The organism is Nitrosomonas communis (assembly GCF_001007935.1).
In the GTDB taxonomy this organism is placed as follows: Bacteria; Pseudomonadota; Gammaproteobacteria; order Burkholderiales; family Nitrosomonadaceae; genus Nitrosomonas; species Nitrosomonas communis.
Map to the genome: position 1 here is coordinate 1,538,238 of NZ_CP011451.1, position 17,235 is coordinate 1,555,472.

20 protein-coding genes and 1 pseudogene are annotated in these 17,235 nt (G+C 43.8%); 6 read left to right on the top strand and 15 right to left on the bottom strand.

The window, feature by feature from the left end; translation table 11 throughout:
• Positions 1 to 60: 60 nt before the first annotated feature.
• The 7 genes from AAW31_RS07010 to AAW31_RS07030 all read right to left on the bottom strand — a co-directional run bounded on the left by AAW31_RS07010 (position 61) and on the right by AAW31_RS07030 (position 2,916).
• On the bottom strand, positions 61 to 417 hold the full coding sequence (locus AAW31_RS07010; protein WP_046849696.1) for a DsrE/DsrF/TusD sulfur relay family protein: 357 nt from the start codon (positions 415 to 417) through the stop codon (positions 61 to 63).
• Positions 414 to 785 (bottom strand): transposase, encoded by a 372-nt coding sequence (locus AAW31_RS21860; protein WP_200899740.1) that lies wholly within the window; start codon positions 783 to 785, stop codon positions 414 to 416. Before AAW31_RS21860 ends, AAW31_RS07010 begins: the two co-directional genes overlap by 4 nt.
• Positions 760 to 891 carry a hypothetical protein gene (locus AAW31_RS23085; RefSeq protein WP_258920420.1) on the bottom strand — a complete coding sequence of 44 codons (132 nt, stop codon included), beginning with the start codon at positions 889 to 891 and terminating at the stop codon, positions 760 to 762. The genes AAW31_RS21860 and AAW31_RS23085 overlap by 26 nt, the downstream gene beginning before the upstream one ends.
• A gap of 141 nt (positions 892 to 1,032) precedes the next feature.
• Positions 1,033 to 1,203 (bottom strand): hypothetical protein, encoded by a 171-nt coding sequence (locus AAW31_RS21865; RefSeq protein ID WP_200899742.1) that lies wholly within the window; start codon positions 1,201 to 1,203, stop codon positions 1,033 to 1,035.
• 747 nt (positions 1,204 to 1,950) lie between these two features.
• Positions 1,951 to 2,172: a hypothetical protein gene (locus AAW31_RS19695; protein WP_082110358.1), complete on the bottom strand. Its 222-nt coding sequence runs from the start codon at positions 2,170 to 2,172 to the stop codon at positions 1,951 to 1,953.
• 97 nt (positions 2,173 to 2,269) lie between these two features.
• Complete coding sequence (locus tag AAW31_RS21230; RefSeq protein WP_162488640.1) at positions 2,270 to 2,446, bottom strand: hypothetical protein; 177 nt, start codon at positions 2,444 to 2,446, stop codon at positions 2,270 to 2,272.
• Between the two features lie 53 nt (positions 2,447 to 2,499).
• The gene (locus AAW31_RS07030; protein ID WP_200899743.1) at positions 2,500 to 2,916 is read right to left on the bottom strand and encodes a winged helix-turn-helix domain-containing protein; all 417 of its coding nucleotides are present in this window, start codon (positions 2,914 to 2,916) and stop codon (positions 2,500 to 2,502) included.
• A gap of 329 nt (positions 2,917 to 3,245) precedes the next feature.
• Between AAW31_RS07030 and katE the strand changes: the two genes are divergently transcribed.
• A complete protein-coding gene (katE, locus tag AAW31_RS07035; RefSeq protein ID WP_046849697.1) occupies positions 3,246 to 5,396 on the top strand; it encodes a catalase HPII in 2,151 nt (716 codons plus the stop codon).
• 67 nt (positions 5,397 to 5,463) lie between these two features.
• On the opposite strand, the gene AAW31_RS07040 is transcribed toward katE, so the two are convergent.
• A complete protein-coding gene (locus AAW31_RS07040) occupies positions 5,464 to 6,213 on the bottom strand; it encodes an IS5 family transposase (protein ID WP_082110359.1) in 750 nt (249 codons plus the stop codon).
• Between the two features lie 223 nt (positions 6,214 to 6,436).
• Here AAW31_RS07040 and AAW31_RS07045 point away from each other — a divergent pair, with 223 nt between their 5' ends.
• On the top strand, positions 6,437 to 7,450 hold the full coding sequence (locus tag AAW31_RS07045) for a spherulation-specific family 4 protein (protein ID WP_052752128.1): 1,014 nt from the start codon (positions 6,437 to 6,439) through the stop codon (positions 7,448 to 7,450).
• Between the two features lie 414 nt (positions 7,451 to 7,864).
• Here AAW31_RS07045 and AAW31_RS07050 read toward each other — a convergent pair whose 3' ends face one another.
• Both AAW31_RS07050 and AAW31_RS19700 read right to left on the bottom strand, forming a co-directional pair.
• Positions 7,865 to 8,119, bottom strand: a complete 255-nt coding sequence (locus tag AAW31_RS07050) for a hypothetical protein (protein WP_046849698.1) — start codon at positions 8,117 to 8,119, stop codon at positions 7,865 to 7,867.
• 197 nt (positions 8,120 to 8,316) lie between these two features.
• Positions 8,317 to 9,394: pseudogene (locus AAW31_RS19700) on the bottom strand (IS701 family transposase).
• Between the two features lie 493 nt (positions 9,395 to 9,887).
• Here AAW31_RS19700 and AAW31_RS18865 point away from each other — a divergent pair.
• The 3 genes from AAW31_RS18865 to AAW31_RS07075 all read left to right on the top strand — a co-directional run bounded on the left by AAW31_RS18865 (position 9,888) and on the right by AAW31_RS07075 (position 11,997).
• On the top strand, positions 9,888 to 10,616 hold the full coding sequence (locus AAW31_RS18865) for a PRC-barrel domain-containing protein (protein WP_082110360.1): 729 nt from the start codon (positions 9,888 to 9,890) through the stop codon (positions 10,614 to 10,616).
• A 305-nt stretch (positions 10,617 to 10,921) separates the two neighbouring features.
• Positions 10,922 to 11,203, top strand: a complete 282-nt coding sequence (locus tag AAW31_RS07070; RefSeq protein WP_046849699.1) for an IS3 family transposase — start codon at positions 10,922 to 10,924, stop codon at positions 11,201 to 11,203.
• Between the two features lie 20 nt (positions 11,204 to 11,223).
• On the top strand, positions 11,224 to 11,997 hold the full coding sequence (locus tag AAW31_RS07075) for an IS3 family transposase (RefSeq protein ID WP_082110361.1): 774 nt from the start codon (positions 11,224 to 11,226) through the stop codon (positions 11,995 to 11,997).
• 53 nt (positions 11,998 to 12,050) lie between these two features.
• Here AAW31_RS07075 and AAW31_RS07080 read toward each other — a convergent pair whose 3' ends face one another.
• Positions 12,051 to 13,112, bottom strand: coding sequence for an IS5 family transposase (locus AAW31_RS07080; RefSeq protein ID WP_046849671.1), 1,062 nt, complete (start codon positions 13,110 to 13,112; stop codon positions 12,051 to 12,053).
• A gap of 127 nt (positions 13,113 to 13,239) precedes the next feature.
• Between AAW31_RS07080 and AAW31_RS19705 the strand changes: the two genes are divergently transcribed.
• Positions 13,240 to 13,395: an integrase core domain-containing protein gene (locus AAW31_RS19705; protein ID WP_082110362.1), complete on the top strand. Its 156-nt coding sequence runs from the start codon at positions 13,240 to 13,242 to the stop codon at positions 13,393 to 13,395.
• A 295-nt stretch (positions 13,396 to 13,690) separates the two neighbouring features.
• On the opposite strand, the gene AAW31_RS07085 is transcribed toward AAW31_RS19705, so the two are convergent.
• The 4 genes from AAW31_RS07085 to AAW31_RS07100 form a co-directional block, all read right to left on the bottom strand.
• Positions 13,691 to 13,939 (bottom strand): transposase, encoded by a 249-nt coding sequence (locus tag AAW31_RS07085; RefSeq protein ID WP_052752131.1) that lies wholly within the window; start codon positions 13,937 to 13,939, stop codon positions 13,691 to 13,693.
• 192 nt (positions 13,940 to 14,131) lie between these two features.
• Positions 14,132 to 14,959: a hypothetical protein gene (locus AAW31_RS07090; protein ID WP_046849700.1), complete on the bottom strand. Its 828-nt coding sequence runs from the start codon at positions 14,957 to 14,959 to the stop codon at positions 14,132 to 14,134.
• A gap of 610 nt (positions 14,960 to 15,569) precedes the next feature.
• A complete protein-coding gene (locus AAW31_RS07095; protein ID WP_082110364.1) occupies positions 15,570 to 16,319 on the bottom strand; it encodes an IS5 family transposase in 750 nt (249 codons plus the stop codon).
• A gap of 67 nt (positions 16,320 to 16,386) precedes the next feature.
• Complete coding sequence (locus tag AAW31_RS07100; RefSeq protein ID WP_144412870.1) at positions 16,387 to 17,013, bottom strand: MBL fold metallo-hydrolase; 627 nt, start codon at positions 17,011 to 17,013, stop codon at positions 16,387 to 16,389.
• Positions 17,014 to 17,235 lie beyond the last annotated feature (222 nt).

Below are 17,235 nucleotides of genomic sequence, written 5' to 3' on the forward strand. Positions count from 1 at the left end.
TCACCATACCAAGCGTCATAGTCGGCCGGGGTCAAAGCAGAATAGCTCCTGTAGGCGTTCTTAGAATGTGATTACCTTGTCGCTATCGATGACCCATTCAGCCAATGCTGACATAGTGGACTTTTCGGCGCCTTCGAAATATGGATGATTCTTGTAGATACCGCAGCGTGCCATACAAGTTCCACAGGCTTTGACGGGTACACCCCGCGTAATCAGCGCTTTAAACATTTGCGAGAGATCCTGGTCGTAGCCTTCCGGCGGGCGACATACCTCGCGCGCCAGATCTACCGCATCGTTCACCAGGAAGATTCTGACCTCACTTCCTGCATCAAGCAGTTTGTCCGCCAGACGCAGGCCGTTCCAGGTAACATCGGTATTGTCATAGGGTTCGCGGTTGAAAATGATCAGGGTTTTCATGATAGCTCCTTATGGATATGAATTAACGCCTGGCTGGTGCTGCCGTCTTTGTTTGTAAAGACTCGCCATATTAACAGCACTTCCTGTTCGAAGCCCTTCAGCCAGCCGCGCACCGCTTGCTTATCCGCTAAGTCCAGTTCACTGATCCGTACAAAGCGCCCTTGTTTCTTGTTTTCCTCGCTGAGCGCTACCAGACGATGGTCTTTTAACGCAGCAATAAAGTGCTTCTTTTGCTTCAAAATAAATTCAAAGTTTTCCTGCGACGCAAACCAGCTATCCATCAGGACATAACGGAACTTTATCGCATTCAGCACACAGGTATTCATCCTCTCCCGCATCAGTTCATTTTTGAGTCGCCACGCTGGCACGCTTGACTTGCCGTGTCGTTACCTCACAGAACTGGATCGGTTTGTGCATCACTCTAAAGGCGACCGGCACTGATACTTCGCCATTGTGATACCAGGCATTGAGCACGTTAAACCTTTTACCGCTCGTCCTTTGCTATGATCATAATGCCAGCACATGGTCTCGTTCTCATCCGTCCATTCTTTCTCTTGAATCGTGTCATCAAAAATCAGACAGCCGGCCTCGCGCTCAACTTGTCGCACGGTCGATTTAACCTGCCGCCATAAATCTTTCGAGGTGTAATTCTTCCTCCGATAAAAAACGCATCACCTGGTCATGACTGATTTCGCCAGCCAGCATTGCCGATAAGCCTGTCGCTGTTGCATAACCGTTGTTGCTGATCAGATAATCAGTATATAGCTCAAGTTTTTCTTTTTTCATGACTAAAATGATAAGCTTTTTTTCCGCGGCATGCGTAACATCAGTTACGACTATAGATATCCATAAACAGATACAGAAAAAGAATATGCCTTTAAGTGTACTGACCAGATAAGTAATGTCCCATGACTACACCTAATTGGGTCCATCTGCCACATAAGTTGGCGGTTTCTTTGTCGTGTCTGGATTGGCCGTACGGCCTCGGCGGTATAATTGGCCGGCATCACGTAAAATGCGGTAGAAACTGCTTTCTGACGCCAGATAAATAGCTTTGTCTGCTAAGGCAGGGACAATCTGCTTGAGTGTTTGGCTGCAGAATTCTTTACTGTTACAAACGTCGAGGATATGCTTTCTTCTCTACTCACTGAGTTTATTAGCAGGGATCTTCTTGACTGTTTGCCGACGATCTTTCAAGCCAATGCTATGCCAATATTGTAGTGTGCGGCTGCTGATGCCGATAAGTTCACACGCCAATCGTTACCGTACACTCCTTGATTCACTGCTTCTGTTATTAATTGTATGGTCATCTGACGATCTTGCGCGCAAATCAATCTTTCTCGCTCACCCCCAGATGGCTTCGCACTTTTTTGACAGCACTAGTAGCGCGGCTGTTTCTGCCTGTGCCTTTTCCTTGCGTTTGAGTTCAGATTCCAGATGCTTGATCTGCTTTTGGTCTTCCTGACGGTAGCGATTCTTTTCTTTCTCGATCTGAGTATGGCGTTGATACCCTGACAGCGCTGCCGTTTTCCATTAATCAATCTGTTCTGGGTACAAGCCTTTACTACGGCAATACTCACTCAGTTGTACACTATTCCAACCAGCTGTTTCTATGACAACAGCCAGTTTATCCTCTGCTTGACTGTTATCTCCCGGCAGTGCGATTCCTCTGTTCCTGTATACTTTTCTCCACTTGTACAACAGCGTAGCATCAGATGCCTGTTTCCTTACATAATTGGGGAACAGATACTGCATTGGGTGGCATCATCTTCTTGATGACTGATTCCTTAAATTCTTTTGAATAACTCTTTTGCTTCATGTCCTCTCGCTTCGCCTTTCAAGTTTTTAGGTTTCAACTGCGGCGAAAGGTATCCTGACACATAGGGGATGGAGGGCACTCACACCGATGTGTATCGGAAACACGTCCAAAGCGAGCTTCATCCTGAAACATCAAGCGTAGCGGTTGGTGATTACCCCACGTAGCGATCATTTCATCTAATCGCTCTTTAATTTTTTCTCCAATCTTCACGCAACGCAGCATTTCGCTGAGGATGAGTAGTATCTGGTGCGAGTTTACACAAACTATAGCGTACCAGCCATCCGATAAATTGTTGATAGGACTACGCGCTTACCTAGCCGCTCCTCGATTTTCTCTTTAAGCGGAGTAGCAACTACCGCGCGGCCTTGCGCCGATCCCACCAAAACCTCATCCAGAATTTGCGCTTCCTGCTCAAGCGTGGCAATAGCACGGTTCTGATGCTCTCGTTTCGTTCGGGGCACCTTCTCTTCGCCACGAGTGATTCTATCGTAACGCGTGCGCTGGCTACACGTCCATCTGACGGAAAGACCAATGTTCTTCGCCATTTGCTCTCTCGTCATACCCAATTCCAATGGGAACAATACTGCTTGGGCTGCCCTCAATTCAGCCGCTGTTTTAGCTGTTTCTAACAATTTTTGTGCCGATACCAATTGATCTGTTCTACTTGATTTTATTGCCATGATTTTTTCTCGTAATTCATGGCTATATTATTTCATTTCTTCATTTTTTAATGCAAATTAGAATTATACCATTTTCTAGCAGTATTATCTTTATATATCAATTGGTTACTTTTGCTCCGTCAACCCCTAAGCTTTAGCTATTGCTATGAGGAAAATATATTCCTCTGGTAAGAAAAAAAATCATTGAATTTAGAACGCGAAAATATGTCTACCAAAAATCAGACAAAGCGCTTGGGCTTATATTCTTCCAAAAAGGCGGAAAATAAATCTGCCAAAATGTTCCAACTAATTTTATTGAAATTAAAAAACAATTATTAAGAGGAAAAACAATGACAGCAGATAAGAACGGTCAAGGCAACGGCGATTTTAAACTACGGGATCTGGAACAAAACCGCGAAGATGGTACCGAACAATTTTTAACGACTAATCAGGGCGTTCGCATCAACGACAACCAAAATTCATTAAAGGCGGGCGAGCGCGGTGCAACGCTTCTTGAAGATTTTATTCTCCGCGAAAAGATCACGCATTTTGACCACGAACGCATTCCCGAGCGCATCGTTCACGCGCGCGGCGCAGGGGCACATGGGTATTTTCAGGTTTACGAATCAATGGCGAAATATACGAAGGCAAAATTTTTGCAAGACCCAAGCGTGAAAACACCAGTTTTTGTGCGTTTTTCAACTGTCGTTGGCTCGCGCGGCTCGACCGATCTGGCGCGTGATATTCGCGGCTTCGCCGTTAAATTTTATACCGAAGAGGGAAATTATGATTTAGTCGGTAATAACGCGCCAGTGTTTTTTATTCAGGATGCAATGAAATTTCCCGATCTTGTGCATTCCGTGAAACCCGAACCACACAACGAAATTCCGCAAGCCGCCGCTGCGCACGATACTTTCTGGGATTTTATCAGCCTGATGCCCGAATCGATGCACGCTATCTTTTGGGCGATGTCGGATCGCGCGATTCCGCGCAGTTTCAGAATGATGGAAGGCTTCGGCGTCCATACATTTCGTTTTATCAATGAAGAAGGCGAATCCCATTTCGTCAAATTTCACTGGAAACCGCTTCTCGGTCTGCATTCAGTTCTCTGGGACGAAGCGACGCGTATTTCGGGTAAAGACCCCGATTTTCACCGCCGTGATCTCTGGGATGCAATCGAAGCAGGCGCTTACCCTGAATATGAATTCGGCGTGCAGATCATCGCCGAAGAAGACGAACATAAATTCGAATTTGATCTGCTCGACCCGACAAAAATCATTCCCGAAGAGTTAGTTCCCGTGCAGCGGATCGGCAAAATGACTCTGAATCGTAATCCCGATAATTTTTTCGCGGAAACCGAACAAATCGCGTTCCATCCTGGCCATATCGTCCCGGGCATTGATTTTACAAACGACCCGTTGCTGCAAGGGCGCCTATTTTCTTATTTGGACACGCAACTGTCGCGTTTGGGCGGACCAAATTTTCATGAAATTCCGATCAATCGTCCGATCGTGCCGATTCACAACAATCAGCGTGACGCGCAGATGCGCCAGATGATCAACAAAGGGCGTGTGTCGTATGATCCAAATTCTCTGGGCGGCGGCTGCCCGTTTCAGGCAATGATGACGGATGGAGGTTTTCATTCTTACGAAGAACGTATTGATGCTCGAAAAGTGCGCGTCCGCAGCGAAAGCTTTCGGGATCATTTCACACAGCCCGCGTTGTTTTATCACAGCCAGTCGGAAGCCGAAAAAAAACATATGGTTGACGCTTTTTCGTTCGAATTAGGAAAGGTCGAAATGATCGCGATTCGGCAGAGAATGGTCAACATTTTGACGCAGATCGATATGGATTTAGCAAATAAGGTTGCCGCCAATCTCGGTCTGGCGACGCAGAACCCCGAACAGCCCATCAACCATTCATTCGGAGCGAACACCGATCCAAAAACGGTTCAGCCGACTGACAAAAGAAATTATCTCGATAGATCCGAAGCGCTGAGTATGGAGAATACCGTCAAAAACACCATAAAGACGCGCCGCGTTGCTTTTCTGGCAGCAGATGGTGTGGATGACGACGCGCTCGACGCGATGAAAAAATCATTAACCGAAGAAGGTGCAATGGTCAAGATCATTGCATCCCGGCACGGCTCGATCAAAACCGCCAGCGGTGCGGAAGTCGAAGTTGACGCAACATGGCTGACGACTAGCTCGGTTCTTTTTGACGCGGTTTACATTCCGGGCGGCAAGACGAGCGTTGACGCTTTAGCAGAAGAAATGGATGCAATTCATTTCGTCAACGAAGCCTTTAAGCACTGCAAAGCGATCGCCGGCGTCGGTGAAGGCGTCGAATTTATCAAAAGCCAGACGTATGCCGGGAAGGATGAAACGGATAAAGCCGTGATTTTCGGTGGCACAGCAAAGGAAACGGCCGAACCTTTTGTCGCAGCAATCGCCCAACACCGCAACTGGGAACGTGAAACGGCGCACAAAGTTCCAGCGTAAGTTTGTGAACAATATGAAAAATTGAAGAATGAAGGTAACTACTCGCCCCCTAGGGTGTGTTGACATTTCACATAGGTAGCCACAGATATCCACACGCTATGGCTACCATACTCTCGTAATTTCGCTTCAGTTTGTCGTATCGCGTTGCTATTGCCCGATACTGTTTTAGCTTGGCAAAAGCATTCTCCACCAAATGCCGGTATTTATATAAACCCCAATCCATATCTGCATTACCCTTCAACGAGTTGCGCTTTCCCGGTATCACAGCCTGAGCTCCCTTCTTCGTTATCTGTTCCCGTAACCATTCGCTGTCATAGCCCTTGTCCGCAACGATTGTTTTTGCGTCAGGCAACCTGGCAATCAAATCAGGTGCGGCAGAACAGTCATTGACTTCTCCACCGGTGATTTCAAACTCAACTGGCAAGCCATAACCATCAACCGCTAAATGGATCTTGGTGGTATTGCCTGCACGGCTTTTTCCGATAGCCTGCGATTCTTGACTCGCTGCTCCCGCACTATGTTGATGCGCTTTAACATAACTGCCATCCATAAATCTCCATTCCCAATCGGGATCAACAGCCAATGCTTTGAAAATATTGAGCCATTTCCTGCTCAATGACCATGCATTGAATCTTTTATAGATAGAATTCCAGCAGCCGAACACCCGGGGCAGATCGCGCCATGGACAGCCAACCCGCATTCGATACAGTATGCCTTCTACTGTCATGCGCAGATTGCGCTTGTTATAAATCGATTCTTGAAGCAGAATCTTCTCCAGCTTCGACCAGTACTCATCATTGAGCATCATTCGGGGCATCGCAAACTCGTTTTGTTGGTGGTATGGGAACCCCAATATTACGAGTTTGTTTCTATCTATGAAATACTTATCTTAAAACGTCAACAGACCCTAGCAGTTCTAATTATGCCAGGTAACTATCCAGTTTCTATCAATAGTAATTTCCTAGTACTAAAGTACGATATCTATGCATCGGAAGAGATAAGAGAATAATGCATATGAATTCCATTAGGAGATATTTGACATGAGCATAAAAGGCTTGATTTCCCTTTCCACAGCTTATTTGTCAGTGGTATTCAGCGCGAACATTTACGCCACTAATCTTTTTGTTCCAGCCTATTTCGATCCATCAAGTCCCCCGGCTCCGGCTTACTGGAATGGCTTGGCTGCAGCAGCTCAGATAGTACCTACTACCGTAATTATTAACCCAGACAATGGGTTTGGGACGAGCGCTGATCCTGGCTATGTTACGGCTATCGATTTAATTCGTGGCTCTGGGGGAAAGGTAATTGCTTACGTACATACCGATTATGGAGATCGCCCACTGATCGATATCGCTATCGAAATTGATAACTACATAGCTTTCTATGTGATTGATGGTTTCTTTATTGATCAGATGGCAGCAGACGGAACGGATGAAAATATTCTGTATTACGAGCAAATATATAACTACATCAAAAATAAAAGTAGCCATTATTTAGTAACAGGAGACCCTGGAGTGGTACCCGATGAAATTTACTTAAGCAAACCAGTTGCTGATAATTTAGTGGTATTTCAGGGCAGCATGAGGAATTACGTAAACTTTAAGCCAGAACAATGGCAACGAAATTACCCGAAGGATCGATTTATTCATATTGTATATAGCGCAACATGGTATCAGATGATGCAGGCGTTCAGCCGGGCCGACACAAACTATGTGGGTAATCTGTATGTAACCGATGATAATCTTCCGAATCCTTACGACAGCCTTCCGCAGTATGGAGAATTGGAACTCGAGATGGCAACCGTAACGCCTAACAAAGAGCAAAAGATCTTTATTTTTGCCGAGCAATTGTTTCCGCAATATTTCTCTCCTGCAAACGTAGATAATCAGCAGTTTGATGGTTTCATCTACCGCTATTATTCAACCACCAATGCATACATAGGGATTAAGAACGGCGATGTGTTCGTACTCGGTGATGCCTTTGGCCCAAGCATTCGGCGTATCGATACTATTGAAAATACACTTCAACTCTTGGAAAGTGCAGCGGGCTCCTAAGGTTTGTTCACCGGAATGATCACTAGATACACAATCGGTGACCCTGGTTGGCGCGAGTAAAAGCTCAAGTCAGTCGAGTTAGTCTTAAGCGGGACGAACTCCACGCTATCGCTCGTCCAGGGGCCGTTGGGAGCGCATAGGATGACTTACCTTCATGCCCCGCCCCGCAGCGGCCAACTACACCTCTACTGGGGGCCAGTCTGGGCTCTATTCATCTCCCCAAAATCCACCGTGGCATGCGCCGACTTGCACCTACCATATTTGCTAGTATAGTGAGAAATTATCTTAGTCGAAGTTAACACTCACTCCACTGCAGAAACAAGATATTTCCTGTCTCAATTCCATGCCAGTCCCATAAATGGTAAGTGCCTCTTGCTACAGCATTAATCCGATACACGTTGATGTCTTTACAGGTTAGCGGGCTTCCTGCTTGACAGACTTCTGGTGCAGCAGGAGCTTGCAGAAAATATGCATTGCTTTCACCCATACTGTACCGCTAGCGTGAGTATCGATAAGTAGCGCTGTTTCTTCATCGATAGAAATAGCATGAGGCCGATCAGACCATCCGTTATCATAAATACGACACAAAAAGGCGATGTTACGCCCCATGCGATCACAGGGTATTACGCGTGCACCACCGATTACGCCTTGAAGAATTGATAAATTCACTAAATCCCGATCAAGTGTAATGTACTTACTATAACCTGATCAGTTAAGAATGATTCAAAAAATATTCTCATAGTCCTATGTTAATACAAATAAGCGCTGTGCAAAATACTGAGTAAATAACAAAACTAAACCGTCGATATGCTCTTCATATTCTATACAATCTGAATCATTTTTAATTGATTAAGCCATAACTGATGTTACGCGATCTTCATTTTTTGCAATTCAGCATAGGCTATCTGATTGGCTTTAATGAAAAGTTTTGCTCGCAATGCAAATGATTGGCCTTGTGTTTGATCTTCAAGCATTCCAGCTTGAACACGGCATAGATGGCCATGAAAACAGGGTTGTTCTGCGTGGTTACCGTACGGGTTGGCGATTTCGCCAATCCCGCATTGGATTTCAGAGACTTATGAAATTCTTCAACTTTCCACCGTTTCTGGTAGATCGTTGCGGGGTATTCGCCATCGCACGTCAAATCACTGCATACCAGATTCAACAAACTGGTGCTGCCGTCTTTGTTTGTAAAGACTCGCCATATTAACAGCACTTCCTGTTCGAAGCCCTTCAGCCAGCCGCGCACCGCTTGCTTATCCGCTAAGTCCAGTTCACTGATCCGTACAAAGCGCCCTTGTTTCTTGTTTTCCTCGCTGAGCGCTACCAGACGATTGTCCTTCAACACAGCAATAAAGTGCTTCCTTTTCTTCAAAATAAATTCAAAGTTTTCCTGCGACACAAACCAGCTATCCATCAGGACATAACGGAACTTTATCGCATTCAGCACACAGGTAGTTAGCCTCTCCCGCATCAGTTCATTTTTGAGTTGCCACGCTGGCACGCTTGACTTGCCGTGTCGTTACCTCACAGAACTGGATCGGTTTGTGGATCACTCTAAAGGCGACCGGCACTGATACTTCGCCATTGTGATACCAGGCATTGAGCACGTTAATGCCTTTTACCGCTCGTCCTTTGCTATGATCATAATGCCAGCACATGATCTCGTTCTCATCCGTCCATTCTTTCTCTTGAATCGTGTCATCAAAAATCAGACAGCCAGCCTCACGCTCAACTTGTCGCACGGTCGATTTAACCTGCCGCCATAAATCTTTCGAGGTGTAATTCTTCCTCCGATAAAAAACACGTCACCTGGTCATGACTGACTTCGCCAGCCAGCATTGCCGATAAGCCTGTCGCTGTCGAATAACCGTTGTTGCTGATCAGATAATCAGTATATAGCATCAGATAATCAGTATATAGCTCAAGTTTTTCTTTTTTCATGACTAAAATGATAAGCTTTTTTTCGGCGGCGTGCGTAACATCAGTTAGGAATTAGAATAAGAGCAATAATTCTTGAATCTGGATCTCGCTCCATTTGCGATCCATTACCTAATAAGGTCATACCCACCAAAATTCTGGAATATCAGTATTTATCCGCTACAGCTTGATAGATATGAAGGTATATGGTGCAGTGGTATAGCCAAAATAAAAACCCTTTTTCTGGTTTATGTACGCTTTCGTACAGATAATTATCTGATCTTCTTGCTAGGATGAATTCTCCTTTTAAAAATGAGGCTCATAAATATCACTAGGAAATCCATACTCATGCTTGTGATAGGGCTATTTTTTTGTTAACGACGCGGTTATAGATTGTTATTAGCAGCAAAATTAACATGGCTAACCACAATTCTTCAAAGACTCCACCAAATTAATAGAGCTCGAACCGTTCTATTATGTGCCAATAAATTAATCAAAAAGTCAAGGGAGTTAAATCATGAGACATAGTAAATTTCTTTTCAACATAGCATCCATAGTCAGTCTCAGTTTTTTATTTACTTGCGTATCCGCACACACTAGCAATATGCAGAATTGGGAAAAAGGCAGTCATTCGAAGAGTAACGCTGAACAGCCTTATGGTATTAGTGGTAATGTTGAATGGGGCTCCAACGATGTGACCTATGATATCACTGCCAAAAATTTTATGGATATGAAAGTTGTTGATCAGACTGGCAAGAAGATTGGTCAAATTGATGACTTGATATTGAGCACAAAAGAAAAAGTTGCTTATGCCATCATATCAGTTGGCGGCCTGCTCGGCGTTGGTAATAAATCGGTCTCTGTCCCATTTCAGGATATAGATATACGCAAAGAAAAGAAAGAAGCTGTGATTAATCTTTCTAAGCAACAGTTAGAAAAAATGCCTGAGTTTAAATTGGAATATGCCAGCAGCCATAATCACCAGACAAACAGTCTCTTTGTAACCAGTAGCATTGAAGATTATGATATAAACGCTAAAAAGCTTTTTGATATAGACGTCATTGATAAAAATGGCAAGAAAGTAGGTAAGGTTGATGACTTGTTATTAAGTCCAAACGGCAAAGCTATGTATGGAATAATGGATGTCAATGATATGCTCGGCATAGGTAAAAAATCGGTTGCCGTACCATTTCACCACTTAGCAGCTAATAGAACAGAAGAGAGAATTTTATTAGATGGTTATTAAGGAGCAGCTAGAAAAAGTGCCAGGTTTAAATTTAGGAATAAAGATTAATAAACCTACTCCTTACCTCCGGGCAAGCTCGGAGGTTTTTCTAAACGACCGCCTCAGAACACATTTTTGATGCTTTTTAGCAGGCTCCCCGTCTGCATAGGTGTACTGAATCTCCAGTGCATAAATTGCTTAGGAAAGATATACTTATCATCGCGCATCATATTTCTTCTCAGCACTAAAGTTTTAAGAGTGAAGTGGTACCCAAAAACTGTACAGGTTGTTAAGCTCTGGCAGAATTAAAAAGGAGCTTAATAACAATGAGTAAAAAGCGCATACAATATTCGAGCGAATTCAAAACAAAACTAGCGCTGGCAGCGATACGTGGTGATGAAACTGTCCCCCAATTAGCAGCGCGTTATAATGTACATCCCACGCAGATCAATAGCTGGAAACGGCAACTCATTGAGCAAGCTGCCGAGCTGTTTTGTAAAAATAATACTGCCGCCAATAAGGAGCAGCCTACAACAGATGACCTGCACCGGGTTATTGGTCAATTGGCGGTAGAACGCGATTTTTTAGCAAGAAAGCTCAATCATTAAGTCTTGTAGAACGCAAAGAGATGATTGAGCCCCATGGCAAACTTAGTCAAACTCGTCAATGTCAGCTGCTGGATCTGGCGCGCTCAACTTATTATTATCAACCGCAACCAATCAGTAATGCTGATCTGGTTCTGCTGCGCATGATGGATGAACAGTACTTAAAGACGCCACAATATGGCTCACGCAGTTATGCTACCTGGTTTCAGCGCCAGGGAATCATGTTAGGGCGCAAGAAAGCCTCTTCCTTAATGAAGACACTCGGTATTGTCAGCATAGCTCCAAAACCCAGGACCAGCATCTCAAGCAAACAGCATAAGGTCTATCCTTATCTGCTTAGAGAACTTGTCATTAATAAACCCAATCAGGTTTGGGCTGCCGACATAACCTATGTCCCCATGGAGAAAGGCTTTGGCTATCTGGTTGCCATCATCGACTGGCATTCGCGTAAGGTGTTGAGCTGGCGCTTGTCCAATACCTTGGATACTGACTTTTGTACTCAGGCGCTGGAGGCAGCCATCCAGGATTATGGCTGTCCACAGATCATGAATACCGACCAGGGCGTACAGTTTACCAGCGAAGCATTTACCTCCATACTAAAAGATCATCATATTCAGATCAGCATGGATGGCAAGGGGTGCTACTATGACAACATTTTTGTTGAACGACTTTGGCGGACAGTTAAGTATGAGCTTTTATATACCAGGGCACCTCTAAAAATACCTAAAAAAAGCAAATCAATTCAACCAGGAGGGCAATTTCACTTGATTCTCAAAGTTTTTCTGTCCAATAATTAAATTTTTCTAAATTCAAGGTGATTCGGGTTGTTATCTTCTCGTTTTTGCTCCCTTTAAGCCATTTCGGGCGCACTAACCCTATCGAAACTGAAATACCCTTTTCGAATCAGCGTCGCTACACGCTTGATGTTATAGACGAGGTTGAGTAAGCCTATGTGTACTTTTGCTCTCCCATAACCTATGGTACGAATCGTGATTCCGCCCAGTTCATTCGTCATCGAACCAAACACATGCTCGACTCGTGCACGCACCCGTGATTTCTCTTTGTTACTGGATTTTTGTGCTTGCGTGAGGGGATGATTGCGAGCGCCTTTTTCGTGAATCTGACTCGTGTATTTTGAGGTGACCAGACTTTCTTCCTGTGCATTGCTGCGGTATGCTGAGTCCGCATAAATATCTGCGCCTCCCACTTCAGGGGATTGCAGCACTTCTTCCAAAACCTGACTGTCATGAATTTGCGCTGAAGTAACTTCCCATGTGGTTATCAGCTTGGTATCGCGATCCATATTGACGTGATCTTTGTAACCATAAAATGATTCGCTGTTCTTCTTCGTCCAACGCGCATCAATGTCTTTTTGCGCCAGTTTGTGGGGATTCTGTCCCCATTCAATCGGAACGGCATCTTCTTTAATCATCTTGTTTTCTTCACGTGTATTGCGTTGTTTAGGCACACTCACAAAGGTCGCATCAATGATCTGACCTGACTTCAGTTCTACCTCCAACTCTCGTAAACATTCATCGAATCTTGCAAACAGACGATCCATCAGATGGTTCTCTTTCAACTCTTCCCGGAACGACCACATGGTCTTTGCGTCAGGCACTACCCCTGCCAGACCAAGTCCCAAAAACCGCATGAAACTCAACCGGTCCCGGACTTGATACTCCAGCCGATCATCCGACAGATTATTCATTCTTTGTAATACCAGCATTTTGAATAGCATCACCCGATCAAAGGGTTTGCGGCCTGCTTCACTTTTCCGGGGCTTCGTCGTTGTCTCTGCAAGAAGATCAGCGAATAGATTCCAATCGATTATGCGATTCAGCTCTTCAAGCGGATCATTTAACTTACTTAGCTGAGCATATCGATTGTCAAGGTCAAAAAAACCGAGTTGCATGGTGAGGACTCATATCGGGGAGCATAATCTCATTATTATACATTTGAAACAACGTGTTATCCTGGACAAATCAAGAAAATACTACTTTCTCCTAACGCGCCTCATTTTATAGCTTGAATTTTTAGAGGTGCCCACCAGAGAATTCAATAATCTGAAGGAGATAAAGCAGAATTTATCCACATGGTTTGAATGGTACAATCAAGAACGATTTCATCAAAGCCTTGACCGTCTTACGCCTGATGAAATCTACTATAGTGATCCAAGAATTGATCGGGTTGCCTGAACCTGTTTAACTATACATATCAGAGCTGAACTTTCTTTCAGGTTGTCCAGTTACAGGGAACCACATCAGAGTAATTTGCAGATTATCAGTTGAGAAGGAAAAAAACGGTTTAAATATAGCCACATAGCAGAAACAGATACAAAGCCTTTTTTTGAAATTGCAGTCCTATACAAAGAACAGAAAACGGCGATTATTGCTAACTACAAAACAGGTATATTAGCCGCACTTCAAATTTCGGCACTCAAGCGCAATCGTTAATCTGAAAATTATCGGTCAACAAGGAGCGTAGCGCTTCCTAATAACAGTTGGAAGCAGCAAAGAAACCATCGCAAGCCTGCTTGAACAAGGCAAAAGTTTGATAGCACTTACCATACAGAATTTCTTTTTTGAAGAATTGCCAATAGCGCTCAATCAGATTCAGATTGGGTGCATAAGGTGACAGAAAGATTAATTCGGTTTTTGAATCTGACAAGTATTTAGTAACGAGCTGAGAGTGATAATAGCGGGCCTTTTCACGACTGCGCAGCTTGCCGGCTTCAATCAATGCTTTGATGCGCAGCTCGTTGCTCTCCAGCTGATTACGATCGGCTGTTTTGTTTTTATCCCCCTACTTCTTCCGGCCTCATGCTTGAAGGCTTTAAAATATTGCCTTTGGTATTAATAGTTGATAATCCAGCCATCTTTATTTCCTAATTCCTTTTAATTATCGAATCCTGAACAGCCGGTGGTTTTAATTTTACGAATTAGGCATCATAAATCTAATTGTCTTTTTATTATGATCTATGATGATTGACGCACCTTCTTTTATTGCATTTGGCTCAATATATGTTTGGTAGCTACTTAGCGATCGACCTGTCCAGTCGTACCCTTCTTTAGTACATACGAATCTTTCCACATCCTCCCCCTTCCCTATACCTAAAAATTTATTAAGCCATGCATCTATTTTTTTTATTTCAGTTCTTATTGCATTCGGGTTTATATATTCTTTGATATCTTCCATAGAATGAGTTCGGTCGAAACTGTCTTTATTGCCAACAATTCTCTCCACATCCTTCCCTTTCCCACTTCCTAAAAATTTATTAAGCCATGCATTTATTTTTTTTGTTTCAGTTCTTATTGCATTCGGGTTTATATATTCTTTGTTATCTTTCATAGAACGAGTCCGGTCGAAACTGTCTTTATTATCAGCAAGTCTCTCCACATCCTTTACCTTCCCTATGCCTAAAAATTTATTAAGCCATGCATCTATTTTTTTTATTTCAGTTCTTATTGCATTCGGGTTTATATTTTTCTTGTAACTTTCCATAGAACGAGTTCGGTCGAAACTGTTTTTATTGTCAGCAAGTCTCTCCACATCCTTCCCCTTCCCAATCCCTAAAAATTTATTAAGCCATTCATCTATTTTTTTTATTTCAGTTCTTATTGCATTCGGGTTTATATTTTTTTTGTAACTTTCCATAGAACGAGTTCGGTCGAAACTGTCTTTATTGCCAGAAAGTCTCTCCACATCCTCCCCTTTCCCAATTCCTAAAAATTTATTAAGCCATTCATCTATCTTTTTCATTTCAGTTCTCCGTTTAGTCTAAAAATCAGGTACCCGTTAAAAGGAAATTCGTCTTCTCTATAGCCAAAACCTGTTCCAGTGCTACGCTGTCTAATTCCATTTCCGACTCAAAAATGATGCGAAGGCTAGGCCCAGACAGTATCAATAATACGACAAGATAAAGCCGACAGAGTCAGTATTGATTTAGAAATGGCATTGCAGAGATTCTACCATTGCAGCACTGAAGCTGAATTCCGAGAGATAAAGTGTAGCGCTATGAGATTTAGCAAACAATTGAAACAATCGAAGAAGGTCGACGGTAGCAATCCTCATAACAAGTGAATCACGCTGGGTTAAGCAGCTTCTGATTGCTTATGCACACGAGCGCTACATCAACAAGGACGACATTGGCCTGTATTTATCGAATACCGCTTATGCTTCAATTCAGTAACAATAGACCTGCGCCTACCAGTGTTCCCATAAGTGCATAGTCTTACGATTAAAGCTGCTGTGAAAATGCATCGCTGTTTGCCAAAAGGTAATGTATCAAGCTTTATTCAAATCTCGCCAGAGAATGGCCGACGTGCATGCCCTCTATTTTATGAGTCGAAACCTAGGGTCTGTTGACATTTCACATAGGTAGCCACAGATATCCACACGCTATGGCTACCATACTCTCGTAATTTCGCTTCAGTTTGTCGTATCGCGTTGCTATTGCCCGATACTGTTTTAGCCTGGCAAAAGCATTCTCCACCAAATGCCGATATTGATATAAACCCCAATCCATATCTGCATTACCCTTCAACGAGTTGCGCTTTCCCGGTATCACAGCCTGAGCTCCCTTCTTCGTTATCTGTTCCCGTAACCATTCGCTGTCATAGCCCTTGTCCGCAACGATTGTTTTTGCGTCAGGCAACCTGGCAATCAAATCAGGTGCGGCAGAACAGTCATTGACTTCTCCACCGGTGATTTCAAACTCAACTGGCAAGCCATAACCATCAACCGCTAAATGGATCCTGGTGGTATTGCCTGCACGGCTTTTCCCGATAGCCTGCGATTCTTGACTCGCTGCTCCCGCACTATGTTGATGCGCTTTAACATAACTGCCATCCATAAATCTCCATTCCCAATCGGGATCAACAGCCAATGCTTTGAAAATATTGAGCCATTTCCTGCTCAATGACCATGCATTGAATCTTTTATAGATAGAATTCCAGCAGCCGAACACCCTGGGCAGATCGCGCCATGGACAGCCAACCCGCATTCGATACAGTATGCCTTCTACTATCATGCGCAGATTGCGCTTGTTATCAATCGATTCTTGAAGCAGAATCTTCTCCAGCTTCGACCAGTACTCATCATTGAGCATCATTCGGGGCATCGCAAACTCGTTTTGTTGGTGGGGTAGGAACCCCAATATTACGAGTTTGTTTTTATCTATGAAATACTTATCTTAAAACGTCAACAGACCCTATTGTGGAATCATCTCGATCTGAAATGTTGCCACCGGATGCTGAGCCAGTTCCATGAGCGGGAAAAATTATCGCTTGATCCCCCAAAGGAGCTATCTTTTTGTGGATGGCATCATAGAGTGCTGCCGCGTTCTCACGTCCTTTTTCTGGATCTGAGAGATCCATCCGTACAGTTTCGCCAACAAAAAGGGTATCTCCAGTAAAAACGCCCCAGCATTTCCTTCCAACATCTTTCGGGAAGACTGCATAGATCATGCTTTCAGGTGTATGGCCAGGTGTCTCATATGCAACAAAACACGTAGTGCCAACCATGAGCTCCTGCCCATTGTCTAGCCTGATATCGGATGCACCGAATAATTCATGCTTACCTGTCATAACCTGCGCACCGGTTGCCTGTGCTAACGATCGCGAGCCAAATTCGAAATCTTCTTGGCGGTGCGTTTCAAAAATATAGCTGATGCTGAGATTGTTGTTCCAGGCAATTCCAAATATTCCTCGATATCCCGACGCGGATCGATCAGTACGCCTACACCCTTCCCACATCCAAGTAAATAAGAGTTTTGTTCTAAGCCAGACGCCTTCAGCCTTTTGAAAAACATTCAAGCTCCTCTTTTCACCTAATATTAATTTAGAAAAGATAATCAAGCGAATGTTCGCCGTTAATATGCTAAGCCACATGAACTCAGACCTCTGCATAACTGTTTTTTTAGGCTTTTCTGTCCGGTTCATCATATTTAAATCAGTCTGTTACAAATTTTTACAAAGGAAGAACAGATTATGCAGAGGTCCTTATATTGGGTTATCCCGGGCATGCCGTTCGAACAC